The sequence below is a fragment of the Gallaecimonas kandeliae genome (assembly GCF_030450055.1).
GTDB lineage: Bacteria > Pseudomonadota > Gammaproteobacteria > Enterobacterales > Gallaecimonadaceae > Gallaecimonas > Gallaecimonas kandeliae.
Window position 1 is genome coordinate 866109 of sequence record NZ_CP118480.1, and the last position, 15666, is coordinate 881774.

17 protein-coding genes and 1 pseudogene are annotated in these 15666 nt (G+C 64.4%); 17 read left to right on the plus strand and 1 reads right to left on the minus strand.

What is annotated here, in order from left to right; translation table 11 throughout:
* Positions 1 to 29 precede the first annotated feature (29 nt).
* The 12 genes from PVT67_RS04105 to rpoS all read left to right on the plus strand — a co-directional run bounded on the left by PVT67_RS04105 (position 30) and on the right by rpoS (position 8881).
* Positions 30 to 692 (plus strand): hypothetical protein, encoded by a 663-nt coding sequence (locus PVT67_RS04105; RefSeq protein ID WP_301498111.1) that lies wholly within the window; start codon positions 30 to 32, stop codon positions 690 to 692.
* A gap of 79 nt (positions 693 to 771) precedes the next feature.
* Positions 772 to 1800, plus strand: a complete 1029-nt coding sequence (locus tag PVT67_RS04110; RefSeq protein WP_301498113.1) for a GGDEF domain-containing protein — start codon at positions 772 to 774, stop codon at positions 1798 to 1800.
* A 12-nt stretch (positions 1801 to 1812) separates the two neighbouring features.
* Positions 1813 to 2484, plus strand: coding sequence for a glutathione S-transferase family protein (locus PVT67_RS04115; protein WP_301498115.1), 672 nt, complete (start codon positions 1813 to 1815; stop codon positions 2482 to 2484).
* 68 nt (positions 2485 to 2552) lie between these two features.
* Entirely contained in the window at positions 2553 to 2861 is a 309-nt protein-coding gene (gene ftsB / locus PVT67_RS04120; RefSeq protein WP_301498117.1) for a cell division protein FtsB, read from the plus strand.
* The gene (ispD, locus tag PVT67_RS04125; protein ID WP_301498119.1) at positions 2854 to 3546 is read left to right on the plus strand and encodes a 2-C-methyl-D-erythritol 4-phosphate cytidylyltransferase; all 693 of its coding nucleotides are present in this window, start codon (positions 2854 to 2856) and stop codon (positions 3544 to 3546) included. The genes ftsB and ispD overlap by 8 nt, the downstream gene beginning before the upstream one ends.
* Entirely contained in the window at positions 3546 to 4022 is a 477-nt protein-coding gene (gene ispF / locus PVT67_RS04130) for a 2-C-methyl-D-erythritol 2,4-cyclodiphosphate synthase (RefSeq protein WP_301498121.1), read from the plus strand. The genes ispD and ispF overlap by 1 nt, the downstream gene beginning before the upstream one ends.
* Complete coding sequence (gene truD, locus PVT67_RS04135) at positions 4019 to 5020, plus strand: tRNA pseudouridine(13) synthase TruD (protein ID WP_301498123.1); 1002 nt, start codon at positions 4019 to 4021, stop codon at positions 5018 to 5020. The genes ispF and truD overlap by 4 nt, the downstream gene beginning before the upstream one ends.
* On the plus strand, positions 5017 to 5772 hold the full coding sequence (surE, locus tag PVT67_RS04140) for a 5'/3'-nucleotidase SurE (RefSeq protein WP_301498125.1): 756 nt from the start codon (positions 5017 to 5019) through the stop codon (positions 5770 to 5772). The genes truD and surE overlap by 4 nt, the downstream gene beginning before the upstream one ends.
* A gap of 22 nt (positions 5773 to 5794) precedes the next feature.
* Positions 5795 to 6433, plus strand: coding sequence for a protein-L-isoaspartate(D-aspartate) O-methyltransferase (locus PVT67_RS04145; protein ID WP_301498127.1), 639 nt, complete (start codon positions 5795 to 5797; stop codon positions 6431 to 6433).
* Entirely contained in the window at positions 6430 to 7008 is a 579-nt protein-coding gene (locus tag PVT67_RS04150; protein WP_301498129.1) for a YqaA family protein, read from the plus strand. Before PVT67_RS04145 ends, PVT67_RS04150 begins: the two co-directional genes overlap by 4 nt.
* A gap of 58 nt (positions 7009 to 7066) precedes the next feature.
* On the plus strand, positions 7067 to 7861 hold the full coding sequence (locus PVT67_RS04155; protein ID WP_301498131.1) for a peptidoglycan DD-metalloendopeptidase family protein: 795 nt from the start codon (positions 7067 to 7069) through the stop codon (positions 7859 to 7861).
* A 90-nt stretch (positions 7862 to 7951) separates the two neighbouring features.
* The gene (gene rpoS / locus PVT67_RS04160) at positions 7952 to 8881 is read left to right on the plus strand and encodes an RNA polymerase sigma factor RpoS (RefSeq protein WP_336407835.1); all 930 of its coding nucleotides are present in this window, start codon (positions 7952 to 7954) and stop codon (positions 8879 to 8881) included.
* Here rpoS and mutS read toward each other — a convergent pair.
* Positions 8878 to 11430, minus strand: coding sequence for a DNA mismatch repair protein MutS (mutS, locus tag PVT67_RS04165; RefSeq protein ID WP_301498135.1), 2553 nt, complete (start codon positions 11428 to 11430; stop codon positions 8878 to 8880). The two genes, rpoS and mutS, sit on opposite strands and share 4 nt — an antisense overlap.
* A gap of 219 nt (positions 11431 to 11649) precedes the next feature.
* On the opposite strand from mutS, the gene PVT67_RS04170 reads away from it, so the two are divergent.
* The 5 genes and pseudogenes from PVT67_RS04170 to PVT67_RS04185 all read left to right on the plus strand — a co-directional run bounded on the left by PVT67_RS04170 (position 11650) and on the right by PVT67_RS04185 (position 15645).
* Entirely contained in the window at positions 11650 to 13518 is a 1869-nt protein-coding gene (locus tag PVT67_RS04170) for a putative bifunctional diguanylate cyclase/phosphodiesterase (protein ID WP_336407801.1), read from the plus strand.
* Positions 13519 to 13582: 64 nt separating this feature from the next.
* Positions 13583 to 14077 carry a CinA family protein gene (locus PVT67_RS04175; RefSeq protein ID WP_301498137.1) on the plus strand — a complete coding sequence of 165 codons (495 nt, stop codon included), beginning with the start codon at positions 13583 to 13585 and terminating at the stop codon, positions 14075 to 14077.
* A 75-nt stretch (positions 14078 to 14152) separates the two neighbouring features.
* The gene (recA, locus tag PVT67_RS04180) at positions 14153 to 15202 is read left to right on the plus strand and encodes a recombinase RecA (protein WP_301498139.1); all 1050 of its coding nucleotides are present in this window, start codon (positions 14153 to 14155) and stop codon (positions 15200 to 15202) included.
* Between the two features lie 29 nt (positions 15203 to 15231).
* A pseudogene (locus PVT67_RS18815) lies at positions 15232 to 15276 on the plus strand (hypothetical protein); the annotation flags it as partial.
* 99 nt (positions 15277 to 15375) lie between these two features.
* Positions 15376 to 15645 (plus strand): regulatory protein RecX, encoded by a 270-nt coding sequence (locus PVT67_RS04185; RefSeq protein ID WP_419181026.1) that lies wholly within the window; start codon positions 15376 to 15378, stop codon positions 15643 to 15645.
* The last annotated feature ends 21 nt before the right edge of the window (positions 15646 to 15666 follow it).

Sequence of the window (15666 nt, forward strand, 5' to 3'; positions counted from 1 at the left end):
ACAAGCCGCCCGCCAGGGCGGCTTTTTTCATGATGCAGGCAGCAGAACTTCCGGACAACAAGCCGAACCAACAGCACCGTTACCTCTTCTGGGGTGGCCTGGTGCTGGCGCTGCACGCCCTGCTGTTGTGGCAGCTAGGCCTGGGGGTCCATATCCCCAAGGCCATCAAGGCGCCGCCGCCTCTCAAGGCCCACCTCTTCTACGCCAGGCCCAAGCCGCAGCCCCAGAGCAGCAATGCCGGCAGCAAGGCCGAGGTGCTGCCCGACAAACCGGCAGACAAGCCCGAACCCCGGCAAGGCACCAAGACCCAGCCCCAAGGCCAGGCCAAGCCTGCCCCCAAGGCGCCGGGCACCCTAGTGGAGAGCCCCAATCCCGCCCCGGCCCGGGATCTCGGCAGCGCCCTGCAGCAGAGCCTGGACAGGCTCAACGCCCGGCGCCAGCAGCAGTGGCTGGACAGCCGCAGCGCCGGCACCGATGCCCTGCCCAGGCCCAAGGCCCAGCCCCACCACGAGGAGATGATCGATCTCGGTGGCGGCCAGCGGCTTTACCATGGCCCCAACGGCGAGTGCGCCTTGCTCCAGGAGGTGGACGGCCTGCAGGGCAAGGAAACCCGTTGGCTCAGTACCAGCCTCTGCCAGGAAAAAGGTCCGGATTTCCGCGACTTCATCAAGAAGCGCCAGCAGCGGGACTAGGGTAGACGCCCTCTGGGCGGTCAGGCATTGTTGGGGAACAAAGCCTAAGATCAAGAGACTGTCCCGAAACTGCTGCCCTATGGATATTTCACTGCCCCTACAGGCCTCCTGGCGCATGCGCCGCAACGTGGTACTGGCCGCCCTCCTGGTGCTGGCCATCTTCAGCCTCTGGGACATCGCCTGGCTGGGGCTGGATCATCCGCTGCTCTACCCGATGCTGGTCACCCGCGCCCTGCTGCAATGGCTGCCGGTGCTGGTGTTGCTGGTGGAGACCATCAGGGAGGTCTCGGTGCGCCAGTTCCACCGCTGGCTCTGGTGGGCCTGGGTGATGGTGGGGCTCGGCAACGCCATCATTTCCATACTGCCGACCTTCTACAGCCTGGCGCCGCTGACCGCCAAGGGCCAGTTCATCCTGATGCTCTACGGCTTCTTCCTGACCCAGCTGCCCTGGCGCAAGAAGCTGGCCGCCGGCCTTATCGTCACCGCCACCCAATTGGGGCTGGCCGCCTGGATAGGCCACCCGGACTGGAACAGCCAGCTCATCTACCTCGGCATTCTGGTGGGGGTGGGCACCTTGTCGGCCCGCCAGCAGGACGCCATGCACCACGCCATAGTGGAGCAGACCCGGCGGCTGCGGGCCCTGTCGGAGACGGACGCCCTCACCGGCATCGACAACCGCTACGCCTTCGAGCGCCGCCTGGACCAGCTGCTGGCCGACGGCAAGCCTTTGCTGCTGGCCCTGATCGACATCGACAACTTCAAGGGCTTCAATGATTTGGCTGGCCATCTGGAAGGGGACCGCTGCCTGCAGCAGCTGGCTTATGGCCTTAGCGAGGCGATGGAGGGGCACCTGGCCCGCTACGGCGGCGAGGAGCTGGTGGCCTGGATGACGCCGAGCGGGGAGGGCAGCGCCGAGCGACTGGGGCAGCGGCTGGTGGACCAGGCCCGCGCCCTCAGGCTGCCCCACCCCGGGGGCGGCTTTGTCAGTGTCAGCGTCGGTGTTACCCTGGCCAGGACGGAGGACGATCGCCGCAGCCTGCTGCTGCGGGCCGATCAAGCCCTCTACCAGGCAAAAAATGGAGGCCGCAACGGTTTTGTGGTGGCCTAGAAAGGAGTCGACATGGCATCACTTTGGCCCATCCAGTACCCGGAGCGCCTGCAGCTCTATACCCTCGACACCCCCAACGGCCAGAAGGTCTCTGTGGCCCTGGAGGAGCTGGGGATCCCCTACGAAGTCCACTGCGTCAGCTTCAGGGACGGCCAGCAGCATTCGCCTGAGTTCCTGGCCATCAACCCCAACAACAAGATCCCGGCCATAGTGGACCCCAATGGCCCACAAGGGGAACTCAAGCTGTTCGAGTCGGGCGCCATCCTTTGGTACCTCGCCGAGAAGACAGGCCAGCTGTTGCCCGCCGACCCGGCCAGGCGTATCGAGTGCATCCAGTGGCTCTTCTTCCAGATGGCCAATGTCGGCCCCATGTTCGGCCAGTTCGGCCATTTCCACCGCTACGCCGCCGACCAGTGCCTGGACCCCTATCCCAAGGAGCGCTACCGCAAGGAAGTGCGGCGCCTGCTGGCGGTGCTGGAGCAGCGCCTTGAGGGCAGCCTTTACCTGATGGGGGACGACTACAGCATCGCCGACATCGCCACCTTCCCCTGGATCGATTGCCTGGGCTGGCACTACGACGGTTACCAGGTGGTGGCGCTGGACGATTTTCCCGCCGTCATGGCCTGGTTCGAACGCTGCATGGCCCGCCCGGCCAGTCAACGCGGCATGAAAGTCGGAGCCTAGGCGGCAAGGGCATTCCCAAAGGGCGCCCGCCCCACCATAATAGGACCCCAAGACAGACGGGAGACAGCATGGCACGTGTGATGATAGTGCTGCTGGTGCTGCTGGGGTCGTTGCAATACCGTCTCTGGTTCGGTGACAACGCCCTCAGGGACCACTGGCAACTGCATGCCGACATAGCGCGGATCAAGGCCCAGAACGCCCAGCTCAAGAAGCGCAACGCCCTGATGTATGCCGACGTCAAGGATCTACGCAAGGGCGGCGCCGCCGTCGAAGAGCGGGCCCGCAACGAGCTGGGCCTGATCCGTGACGGCGAGACCTTCTTCAGGGTGATCGGCTCCCGCGACGACAAGAACGAACCGGCATCAAGCAATGACTGACAAACTGGTTGCCCTGGTACCGGCGGCCGGCATTGGCCGCCGCATGGGCGGCGACAAGCCCAAGCAATACCTGACTCTGACCGACAAGAGCATCCTCGGCGAGACCCTCAGCCGGCTGCTGGCCATGGAGACCGTCAGCGAGGTGGTGGTGGCCCTGGCCGAGGACGACCCCTATTTCTTCGCCATGGCCGAGTCCCATCACCCGCGCCTGCGCACCGTCGTCGGCGGCGAGGAGCGGGCCGATTCGGTGCTGGCCTGCCTCAATGCCGTCAATCCCGACATAGCCCCCTGGGTGCTGGTGCATGACGCCGCCCGGCCCCTCATTACCGAGGGGGACGTCCAGGCCCTGGTCAAGGCGGCCAAGGCCGGGCAGGGCGCCATATTGGCGGCGCCCCTGGTGGACACCGTCAAATGGTCCGGCGACGGCCGCAGCATCGAAGAGACGGTGCCGCGCCAGCATTTGTGGCGGGCCCTGACCCCCCAGTGCTTCCCCACGGCCCTGCTGCGCCAGGCCCTGGCCGAGGCCCTGATGGAGGGCGCCGCCATCACCGACGAGGCCTCCGCCATGGAGCGCCTCGGCCTCAAGGTGGCGCTGGTCAAGGGCAGGGCCGACAACATCAAGATCACCGAGCCTGCGGACCTTCCCTTGGCCCGCTGGCTCCTGAGCCAACAGGAGATAAGCTGATGCGCATCGGCCACGGCTTTGACGTACACAAGTTTGGCGCCGAGCGCGACCTTATCCTCGGCGGCGTGGTGGTACCCCACCACAGTGGCCTTATCGCCCATTCCGACGGCGACGTGGTGCTGCATGCCGTCACCGACGCCCTGCTGGGCGCCGTCGCCCTCGGTGACATAGGCCGCCATTTCCCCGACAACGATCCGGCCTTCAAGGACGCCGACAGCCGTGCCCTGCTGCGCCATGGCTTTGCCCTGGTCAAGGCCAAGGGCTACCGCCTCGGCAACCTAGACGTGACCATCATGGCCCAGGCCCCCAAGATGGCCCCCCATGTGGCGGCCATGGTGGAAAACCTGGCAGCGGATCTCGAGAGCGAACTGGAGCGCATCAACGTCAAGGCCACCACCACGGAGCGGCTCGGCTTCGTAGGCCGGGAAGAGGGCATAGCGGTGGAAGCCGTAGTACTGCTGGAGAAAAATGCATGACGGCCAAGGCCCTGTTCAAGACCCAGCCTGAGGACTTCTTCGTCGAGGAAGTGCTGGGCTTCGAACCCGAGGGCGAAGGGGAGCACCTCTTCGTCCATATCGAAAAGCGCGGCATGAATACCCAGTGGGCCGCCAAGCTGCTGGGCGAGGCCTGTGGCGTCAAGGAGCGGGATGTCTCCCACTCCGGCCTCAAGGACCGCCACGCCGTCACCCGCCAGTGGCTGTCGGTCTGGCTGCCGGGCAAGGAGACCCCGGATCTGGCCGGCCTCGAAAGCATTGATCTGCACATCCTCAAGGCCCGCCGCCACAACCGCAAGCTGCGTATCGGCACCCACAAGGCCAACGGCTTTCGCATCCGCCTGCGCGAGGTCAGCGAGCCGGCCCTGGTGGAAGAGCGGCTGCAAAAAGTCGCCGCCGAGGGCTTTGCCAATATCTTCGGCGATCAGCGCTTCGGCCAGGGGGAACGCAACCTGGAGATCTTCGACGCCGTGCTGGCCGGCAAGCGCATGAAGAAACCGCGCCAGGCCATGGCCATCTCGGCGGCCCGCTCCCACCTGTTCAATCGGGTGGCCGAGCATCGTCAAACCCAGGGGCTGATGAGGCAGGTGCTGCCCGGCGACGTGCTGATGCTGGCCGGCTCCCACTCCGTTTTCGTCGCAGAAGAAGCGGAACTCGACAGCCTGCAGCAACGCCTTGCCGAAGGTGATGTCCAGCTCACAGGCCCCCTCTGGGGCAAGGGGGGGGTCGGCCCGCAAGGTGACGCACTGGCCTTGGAACTGGCGGCCGTGGCCGCTGAGGGCGAGCGCTGTGCCGGCCTCGAGAAGCTGGCCAACGGCGCCCGCCGCCCCCTCTGGCTTAAGCCGGAGATCCAGTGGCACTGGGACGGTGGCGACCTGCTGCTCGAATTCACCCTGCCCACCGGCAGTTTCGCCACTGCCCTGCTCGGCAACCTGGCCGAGCTGGTAGAGCCGGACAGGTTCAGCGAGGCCCAGGCATGAAGATACTGGTCAGCAACGACGACGGCGTCCATGCCCCCGGCATAGCGGCCCTGGCTCAGGCCCTTTCCGGCCTCGGCGAGGTACGGGTGGTGGCGCCGGACCGTAACTGCTCCGGCGCCTCCAACAGCCTGACGCTGGAGAACCCGCTGCGGGTCCAGCAGCTGGAGAACGGCTTCTACGCCGTCAAAGGCACCCCCACCGACTGCGTGCATCTCGCCATCAATGGCCTCTGGGACGATTGGCACCCCGACCTGGTGGTGGCCGGGGTCAACGCCGGCGCCAACCTGGGGGATGACGTGCTCTATTCCGGCACAGTGGCGGCCGCCACCGAAGGGCGTCACCTGGGCCTGCCGGCCGTCGCCGTCAGCCTGGTGGGGCGCAGCCTCAAGCATTACCAGGCGGCGGCCGAAGTGGCCGCCGAGATCGTCGCCGGCCTCAAGGATCACCCGCTGCCGCCGCTGCATATCCTCAACATCAATGTGCCGGACCTGCCGCGGGAAGCGCTCAAGGGCGTGGAAGTGACCCGCCTCGGCAACAGGCACAGGGCCGAGAGCATGGTGGCGACGACAGATCCGGCAGGCCGTCCCATCTACTGGCTGGGCCCAGTGGGCAAGGAAGCTGACGCCGGCCCCGGCACCGATTTCCATGCCGTCGGCCAGGGCCGGGTGTCGGTCACGCCGCTGCAGATCGATCTCACCGCCCACCGCATGCTGGCCCCCCTTGCCGGCTGGTTGGAAAACCTGCAACCCTAGCGAAACAGAAGAAAGGGAGACTATGGCCATCGACGGCACTGGACAGCGATCCCGCCTCATCGCTCAGCTGCGGCAGGAAGGGATCAGTAACGAAAGGGTACTGGCGGCCATGGGTGCCGTGCCCAGGCACTGGTTCGTGGACGACGTCCTGGGCCATAAGGCCTATGACAACACGGCCCTGCCCATAGGGGAGGGCCAGACCATCTCCCAGCCCTACATAGTGGCACGCATGACGGAGCTGCTGCTGCGCGGGTGCAGCCCTGCCAAGGTGCTGGAGATCGGCACAGGTTCCGGCTACCAGACGGCGGTGCTGGCGCAACTTTGTGGCCAGGTGTTCAGCGTGGAGCGGATCAAGAACCTGCAATATCAGGCGCGGCGCCGGCTGCAGCGGCTGGATCTGCACAACGTGCAGATGAAGCACGGCGACGGTTGGCAGGGCTGGGCCAGCAAGGGACCCTTCGACGCCATAGTGGTGACGGCGGCCCCGGCTGCCATCCCCGATGCCCTGCTGGGCCAGTTGGCGGACGGCGGCATCATGGTGATCCCGGTCGGGGAAGAACAACAGGTACTGAAAGTGATAGAACGCCAAGGCATGACCTACAGGGTCGAGGATGTGGAGTGGGTACGGTTCGTACCCCTGGTTGCAGGAAGTTTGCTGTGAAGATCTTTTCCCCCTTTTACGACAAGGTGCTGCGCTGGGCCGTGCACCCCCATGCCCCCCGTTACCTGGTGGCCATGAGCTTTGCCGAGTCCATCTTCTGGCCGATCCCCACCGACGTGATGCTGGCCCCCATGGCCCTGACCCAGCCCCGCCAGGCCTGGCGTTTCGCCCTCTTCGCGACCCTGGCCTCGGTGCTGGGCGGCGCCGTGGGTTTTGCCCTGGGTTGGTTGCTGTTCGAGCCGGTGGTGATGCCCTTCGTCGACTTCATGGGCTATCAGCACCAGATGGAGACGGCCAAGAGCTGGTTCGATCATTACGGCATCTGGGTGGTGCTGCTGGCCAGCTTCTCGCCCCTGCCCTACAAGGTGTTCACCGTCACCGCCGGGGTGATGCAGATGCTGTTCCTGCCCTTCATGGCGGTGTCCTTGGTGGGGCGGGCCGCCCGTTTCTTCCTGGTGGCCGGCCTGATGCGCCTGGGCGGCGCCCCCATGGCGGAGAAACTGCGCAGCTCCATCGACTGGCTGGGCTGGGCGACTGTGCTGCTGGCGGTGGCGGCCTACTGGATGCTGCGCTAAAGGTTTGATAGATAAAGGGGTGCGCCTTCGCAAGGTGGCTGGGCGCCAAGAGAGGATGATGAAGGGACGGCTGGTAACCTCGTTATTGGTACTGCTGCTGTCGGCCTGTACGGCCGACAGGCCGGCCCCGGTGATCTCCCTGTCCAGCAACAGCCCCGTTGTTCCCGTGGTGGATTACGAGCCCATCAAGGGCAGCCGTTACCGGGTGCACAAGGGCGACACCCTCTATGCCATCGCCTTCCGTGCCGGCTGGGACTACCGGGAGCTGGCCAGCCGCAACCACCTCCGACCCCCTTTCACCATCTACCCCGGGCAAATCATCAAGTTGTCATCTGTCCCCACTAGGGTGGAATCGAAAACTGTGAGGCCTCGTCAAAAAATTGGCGAGAAAACGATTGCCAAGGCTGAGGCGTCGCAGTACAGTCAAAACAAGGGTGTATTCGTTAACAAAAATGTTACATCAACTTCTGGCAGCCAGGATTATGCCTGGCAATGGCCGACGCAGGGCCCGGTATTATTGGGCTTTTCAGCAAACCAAAATGGAAACAAAGGGCTAGACATAGGTGGCGACAGGGGGGACTCTGTTGTTGCAGCGGCTCCGGGAAAGGTGGTTTACGCGGGCAGTGCGCTGAGGGGCTACGGGAAGCTCATCATCATCAAGCATGATGACCAATACCTCAGTGCCTATGCACACAACGCGGAATTGCTGGTCAAGGAGCAGCAGTGGGTGAAGGCAGGCCAATTGATCGCCCGCAAGGGGGATTCCGGCAGTAACGGTGTGAAGCTCCATTTTGAGATCCGCCGCCGGGGTGAGGCCATCAACCCGCTCTTGAAGCTACCCAAGCGAGGATAACAAGAATGACTGTGTAAGCGGAGTGTCTACTACAAGTTGACAGGAGGCTCTATGGCCCGCAAAAAAGGTGACAACGACGACGTCCTTGACATGGAATCACAAGACATGGACAAGGAAATGCAGGCGGTCGAGGCTGAGGCTGAAAGCCAGCAGGAAGAAATCACCCTGGGGGATGATTTCCAGAAAAGCCTTGATGCCACCCAGATGTACTTGAGCGAGATTGGTTTCTCTCCTCTCTTGAGTGCCGAGGAAGAAGTCTTCTACTCCCGCAAAGCCCTCCGGGGCTGCGCCGCCTCCCGCAAGCGCATGATCGAAAGCAACCTCCGCCTTGTGGTCAAGATAGCCCGCCGCTACAACAACAGGGGCCTGGCCCTCCTCGATCTCATCGAAGAAGGCAACCTGGGCCTGATCCGCGCCGTCGAAAAATTCGATCCCGAACGGGGTTTCCGCTTCTCCACCTATGCCACCTGGTGGATCCGCCAGACCATAGAGCGGGCCATCATGAACCAGACCCGCACCATCCGCCTGCCCATCCACGTGGTCAAGGAACTCAACGTCTACCTGCGCACCGCCCGCGAGCTGGCCCACAAGCTGGACCATGAGCCGACGGTGGAAGAGATCGCCACCAAGCTGGACAAGCCGGTGGACGACGTGGCCAAGATGCTGAGGCTCAACGAACGCATCAGCTCGGTGGACACTCCCATCGGCGGCGACTCCGACAAGGCGTTGCTGGACGTCATCGCCGATGAGAAGGAGATGGGCCCCGAGTTCGAGCTGCAGGACGACGACATCCGCTCCAGCCTGATGAAGTGGCTGGACGAACTGTCCGACAAGCAGCGGGAAGTGCTGGCCAGGCGCTTTGGCCTGCTGGGCTACGAGCCTGCCACCCTCGAAGAGGTGGGCCACGAGATTGGCCTGACCCGCGAACGGGTCAGGCAGATCCAGGTGGAAGCCCTGCGCCGCCTCAAAGAACGGCTCTTCCAGGAAGGGCTGAACGCCGAATCCCTGTTCAGCGATTAAAGCCCCGCTTCCTCCTTGAGGCGATAGAGCAGCAGCAGCGCCTCGCGGGGACTAAGGGCATCCACATCCAGTGACTTGAGCCGGCTGACCACAGCCGGCTCTTCATTGAGGCTCAGGCTCATCTGCCGTTCGGCCACCGGCGCCGGGCTCGGGGCCTGGCCTTCCAGTTCGTGCAGCTTTTGCCTTGCCGCCTTGACCACCGCCTTGGGAACACCAGCCAGCAGCGCCACCTGCAGGCCGAAGCTCTTGCTGGCCGGTCCGCTCTGCACGGCGTGCATGAAGGTGACGGTATCGCCGTGCTCCACGGCGTCCAGGTGGACGTTATCCACACCCTCGAGCTGCTCGGCCAGGGCCGTCAGTTCGAAGTAGTGGGTGGCGAAGAGGGTCAGGCTGCGGCTTTGGCGCGCGAGGAACTCGGCCACGGCCCAGGCCAGGGACAGGCCGTCGTAGGTGGAGGTGCCGCGGCCTATCTCGTCCATCAGCACCAGGCTGCGGTCTGTGGCGTTGTTGAGTATGGTGGCCGTCTCGGTCATCTCCACCATGAAGGTGGAGCGGCCGGAGGCGAGATCGTCTGCGGCGCCGATGCGGGTGAAAATGCGGTCTACCAGGCCTATCTCGGCGCTTTCGGCCGGCACCGGGCAGCCCATGTGGGCCATCAGGGTGATGAGGGCCGTCTGGCGCATGTAGGTGGACTTACCGCCCATGTTGGGGCCCGTGACCATCAGCATCTGGTGCTGGTCGCTGAGGGCCACCGGGTTGGCGATAAAGGGGGCGTCCAGCACCACTTCCACCACAGGGTGGCGGCCGCCGTCGATGCGGATGCCGCGCTGCTCGCTAAGGGTCGGGCGGCAGTAGCCGAGGCTCTGGCTGCGCTCGCAGAGGTTGGCCAGCAGATCCAGCTCGGCGCAGGCCGCCGCCAGTTGCAGCAGGGCGTCCAGTTCCGGATGCAGGGCGTCGAAGAGGGCGTCGAAGAGCTGCTTTTCCAGGGCCAGGGCCTTGCCCTGGCTGGTCAGCACCTTGTCCTCGTACTCCTTGAGTTCGGGGATGATGTAGCGCTCTGTGTTCTTCAGGGTCTGGCGGCGCTGGTAATCGCTGGGGGCCAGGTGGGACTGGGCCCGGGTCAGCTCGATGAAGTAGCCGTGGACCCTGTTGAAGCCGACCTTGAGGGTGCTGATGCCGGTGCGCTGGCGCTCCCGCGCCTCTATGTGCTCCAGGAAGTCGGTGGCGCCCTTGGACAGGGCCCTGTATTCGTCCAGCTCGGCGTTGTAACCGGGGCGGATCACGCCGCCGTCGCGAATGAGCACCGGCGGGTTGTCGATGATGGCATCGCAAAGCAACTGGTGCAGGGCAGGGCGGGGGGCACAGGCTGAGCGCAGTTCGGCGAGCCGGCCTTGGCGATCCGTCAGCAGGGCATCCAGCGCCGGCAGCACCGCCAGGGCGCTGCGCAGCCGCACCAGGTCCCGCGGCCTTGCCGAGCGCAGCGCCACCCGAGCCATGACCCGCTCCAGATCCCCCACTTGCTTCATCTGCTCGCTCAGGCTGGCCTCCAGCATGGCGCCTGCCAGCTGGTCTATGGCATCGAGGCGGCCTTCCAGAACGGGGATATCCCGCAGCGGTCTGTGGATCCAGCGGGCCAGCAGGCGCGAGCCCATGGGGGTGGCGCAGTTGTCCAGCACCGAGTAAAGGGTGTTGTCGGTGCCGCCGGCCAGGCTCTGGGTCAGCTCCAGGTTGCGGCGGGTGGCGGCGTCCAGCACCACGGCTTCGTCTTCGGCCTCCAGCTTGATGGCCTTGATGTGGGGCAGGGCGGTGCGCTGGGTGTCTTTAAGGTACTGGAGCAGGCAGCCGGCGGCGCAGAGGGCCTGCTTGGCCTGTTCTACCCCGAAGCCGATGAGGTCACGGGTGCCGAACTGCTGGGTGAGGGTGCGCCTGGCCGTGTCGAGATCGAACTCCCACAAGGGGCGGCGGCGCAGGCCCTTACGGTCCCCCAGCAGGGCCAGGTCGAAGTCCTCGGGGTAGAGCAGCTCCGCCGGGTTGGTGCGTTGCAGCTCCGCCTTCAAGGCCTCCACGCCCTGGGGCTCGGACACCAGGAAGCGGCCCGAGCCGATATCCAGGGTGGCGTAGCCGAAGCGGCCGTCCTTGCCAAAGACGGTGGCCAGCAGGTTGTCGCGCTTCTCGGCCAGCAGCGCCTCGTCGCTGATGGTGCCGGGGGTGACGATGCGCACCACCTTGCGTTCCACAGGGCCCTTGCTGGTGGCCGGATCCCCTATCTGTTCGCAGATGGCCACGGATTCGCCGAGGGCCACCAGCTTGGCCAGGTAGCCTTCAACGGCGTGGTAGGGCACCCCGGCCATGGGGATCTTGTCGCCGCCGCTTTGGCCGCGGGCGGTCAGGGAGATGTCCAGCAGCTGAGAAGCCTTCTTGGCATCGTCATAGAAGAGCTCGTAAAAATCCCCCATCCGATAGAAGAGCAGCACTTCCGGGTGCTGGGCCTTGATACGCAGGTACTGCTGCATCATGGGGGTGTGTGCAGACAGGTCGAGGTTTTCCATGGGGGATCTCTTCTTCTCTTCGGACGACGCGGCTATTTCACCACAGCCGGGCCCGGCATTCATCAGGGGCGGGATCTTATGTGCTGCTGGGCGCCTTGGCCAGGGGCGGCGGGGGGGCTTAGTGCCTATACTGGGAAGCGGAACTCCCCGGAAAGAGGCGCCTGTGGGCGCCTCTCTTTGGATACGAGTCAGGAAAGGCCACCCGCAAAGGATCAGCATATGGATATGCCGGCAGAGGAAATGAAGGCGCAACGGCTGCCCTACCAGAAGGAAGGTGCTGTCAACAGGCGTATCCTCATCGTCGACGACAACCCCGACGTCCATCAGGACTTCAGCGCCGCCTTTGCTAACGAGCAAAGCCTGTGGCCCAGCCCCCCGTTCGAGTTGGATGCGGCCTCTCATGGGCAGCAGGCGCTGGCCATGCTGCAGCGCGCCTTGGATGAGGACAGGCCTTATGCGGTGGCCTTTATCGACCTGCGCCTGCCTCCCGGCTGGGACGGCTTGGAGACCATCCGCCGCCTCTGGCAATGTGATCAGCGGTTGCAGGTGGTGCTTTGCATCACCTCCCTGGATGCCCGTTGGAGCGATATAGCAAGGTACCTGGAAAGGCCCGACCGCCTGTTGATCCTGAGGAAACCCTTCGACGCCATCGAAGCACACCAGATGGCCTGCACCCTGGCAGCCAAGTGGCAGATGACGGAAGACAGCCTCTCCCGCATTCACAGCCTGGAGCAGGCAGTGGAGGACAGGGCCAAAGAACTGGTGGAGATGTCCCACCTGCTTCAGCACGATCCCCTGACCGATCTGCCCAACAGCTCGTTGATCCCTGACCGACTGTCCCAGGCCATAGCCACGGCCCGCCGTCACCGCAAGCAACTGGCCGTGGTCTTCGCCGGCCTGGACCGCTTCGACCGCATCAGCCATGCCCTCGGCAGTGCCACCAGCAACGAGCTTCTCAAGCTGATCGCCCAGCAACTGCAAGGGACTATTCGCCGATCGGATTCCCTGTTCAGGGTCGGCTCCGACGTCTTCGTGTTGCTGCTGACCGACGTCAGCCACCCCAAGCAGACCACCGTCATAGCGGAGAAGCTGCTCAAGGCCTTCAGGGAGCCCCAGGATGTGGCGGGCCACAGTCTGAGCGTCACGGCAAGCCTGGGGATCAGCATCTACCCCGACGACGGCGAGGAGGTCGATGTACTGCTGAAAAAGTCAGAAGTGGCCATGCACAGCGCCAAGGTGCAGGGCCCTGACCTGTTCCGCTACTTCATCACCGGCATCAACCAGCAGGCCAGGGAGATGCAGTCCATCGAATCGGCGCTGCACCACGCCCTGTTGCAGAGTGAGCTTGTCGTCTACTACCAGCCCAAGATCGAACTGGCCACAGGCGCCTTGATCGGTGCCGAGGCATTGCTGAGGTGGCGGCAGCCCGAGCGGGGGTTCATCTCGCCGGCCCAGTTTGTTCCCATAGCTGAGGACAGCGGCCTGATAGTCCCCATCAGCCGCTGGGTGCTGCACCAGGCCTGCCAACAGGCAAGGGCCTGGCAGGACGCCGGGCTGCCCCTGCTGACGATGGCGGTCAACATCTCCGCCGTCGAGTTTCGGCACAAGCACTTCGTGGACAATATCAAGGCGGTGCTGGCCGAGACGGGGCTGGCGCCCCACAGCCTTGAGCTGGAGATCACCGAACGGGTGCTGATGCTGGACGTGGCTTCGACCCTGTCCATATTGCAGACCCTCAAGGAGATGGGAGTCCGGCTCGCCATAGACGACTTCGGCACCGGCTATTCCAGCTTGAGCTACCTCAAGCGCTTCTCGGTCGACGCCCTGAAGATCGACCAGTCCTTTGTCCGGGATATCAGTACCGACAGCAACGACGCCGCCCTGGTGGATGCCATCATCAACATGGGGCACAGCCTCAACCTGAGGATCACGGCAGAAGGGGTGGAGACCCGGGAGCAGCTGGACTTCCTGTGCCGCCAGGGCTGCGACGAAGGTCAGGGCTTTTATTTCGCCCAGGCCATGGCCCCGGAGGACTTCGTGTCGGCCTGGCGGGAAGACGCCAGGCACTGCTGCTGCCAAAAAGGCTAAGTGGCTCTGGCCGCTGGCCGCCTGGCTTTGCATAATGGAGAGCCATTCACAGCTGCGAGCCATCATGACCAACCCGGATTGGGATGCCATCCGCACCCTTGCCGCCGAACTCGGTGCCAAGGCCAAGGCCGCAGGGCTGCGGCTGTCCAGCGCCGAGTCCTGCACTGGCGGCCTTATTGCCGGCGCCATCACCGAGATCGCCGGCAGTTCCAACTGGTTCGACGAGGCCTTCATCACCTACGCCAATGCCGCCAAGATGCGCCGCCTGGGGGTGAGTGAAGAGAGCCTGGCGCGCTTCGGCGCCGTCTCCGAGGCCGTGGTCCGCGAGATGGCTGAAGGGGCCAGGGTGGCCAGTGGCGCCGACCTGGCCGTTGCCAGCAGCGGCATCGCTGGCCCCGACGGCGGTAGTCCAGAGAAGCCGGTGGGCACCGTCTGGCTGGCCTGGGCCGGCCCGGACGGCACCCAGGCCCGCTGCGTCCATTTCCAGGGTGACCGCCAGGACGTCAGGCTGCAGGCCGTTTTCACCGCCCTCGAGGGTCTTTTGCAAAAAATCCCCTGATCCAGGGGTTGATACTGTACGACCATACAGTATACTTCCAGCATCTTATTTCAGAATTCGTGGCAGGAGCCGACAATGGACGACAACAAACAGAAAGCCCTTGCGGCAGCACTGGGTCAAATCGAGCGCCAGTTTGGCAAGGGTTCCATCATGCGCATGGGTGATTCCCAGGTGCTGAGCATCGACTCAGTGTCCACCGGCTCCTTGGGCTTGGACATCGCCCTTGGCATCGGCGGCCTGCCCTTCGGCCGTATCGTCGAGATCTTCGGCCCTGAATCCTCCGGTAAGACCACCCTGACGTTGCAGGTGATCGCCGAGGCCCAGAAGAAAGGCAAGACCTGTGCCTTCATCGACGCCGAACACGCCCTGGACCCCATCTATGCCCGCAAGCTGGGTGTCAACGTGGACGACCTGCTGGTGTCCCAGCCCGACACAGGCGAGCAGGCCCTGGAGATCTGCGACATGCTGGTGCGCTCCGGCGCCGTTGACGTGGTCATCGTCGACTCCGTCGCCGCCCTGACCCCCAAGGCCGAGATCGAAGGCGAGATGGGCGACTCCCACGTGGGCCTGCAGGCCCGCCTGATGTCCCAGGCCCTGCGTAAGCTCACCGCCAACATCAAGAAGTCCAACACCCTCTGCATCTTCATCAACCAGATCCGCATGAAGATCGGCGTCATGTTCGGCAACCCCGAGACCACCACCGGCGGTAACGCCCTCAAGTTCTACGCCTCAGTGCGCCTGGACATCCGCCGTACCGGCGCCGTCAAGGAAGGGGACGAAGTGGTGGGCAACGAGACCCGCGTCAAGGTGGTCAAGAACAAGGTGGCCCCGCCCTTCAAACAGGCCGAGTTCCAGATCATGTACGGCCAGGGCACCTCCAAGGAAGCCGAGCTCATCGACCTGGGCGTGGCCCAGAAGCTGGTGGACAAGGCCGGCGCCTGGTACAGCTACCAGGGCGACAAGATCGGCCAGGGCAAGGCCAACGCCGTCAAGTTCCTGCTGGAAAACAAGGACGTGGCCGGCGAGCTGGAAACCAAGCTGCGGGACATACTGCTGGTGAGCGGTGCCCCTGCCGGTAACGACGCAGAACAGCCCGAGGCCCTGGCCGAGGGAGACGAGTTCTGAGCGATGAGTTAAAGCAAGCAGCCCTGAGGCTGCTTGCCCTTCGTGAACACAGCCCCCGCGAGTTAGCCGACAAGCTGGCCCGCCGGGGCTTTTCTTCATCTGAAATTCAGCCCCTGATAGACAAGCTGCTTGCGCAAGGCTGGCTGGATCATTACCGTTATGCCGAAAGTGCCGTGCGGCGCTTATTGCACAAGGGCTACGGCCCTCTGCGCATCCAGGCGGAACTGGGCCAGAAAGGCATTCCCGGCCCCGTCGGCAAGGCGGCGCTCGAAGAGGCTGCCCCCGACTGGTTGGAGCAGGCGCAAAATGCCTATAATAGGCGATTCCGTGACGCCGCCATCCAGGACAAGAATGACTGGGCCAAGCGGGCAAGGTATCTGGCCAGCAGGGGCTTCGAACCTGCGCAGATCCGCGCCGTGCTGGCCAAAGCCGACCGCCCCTGAACCGCCGCACCCAGGACGACA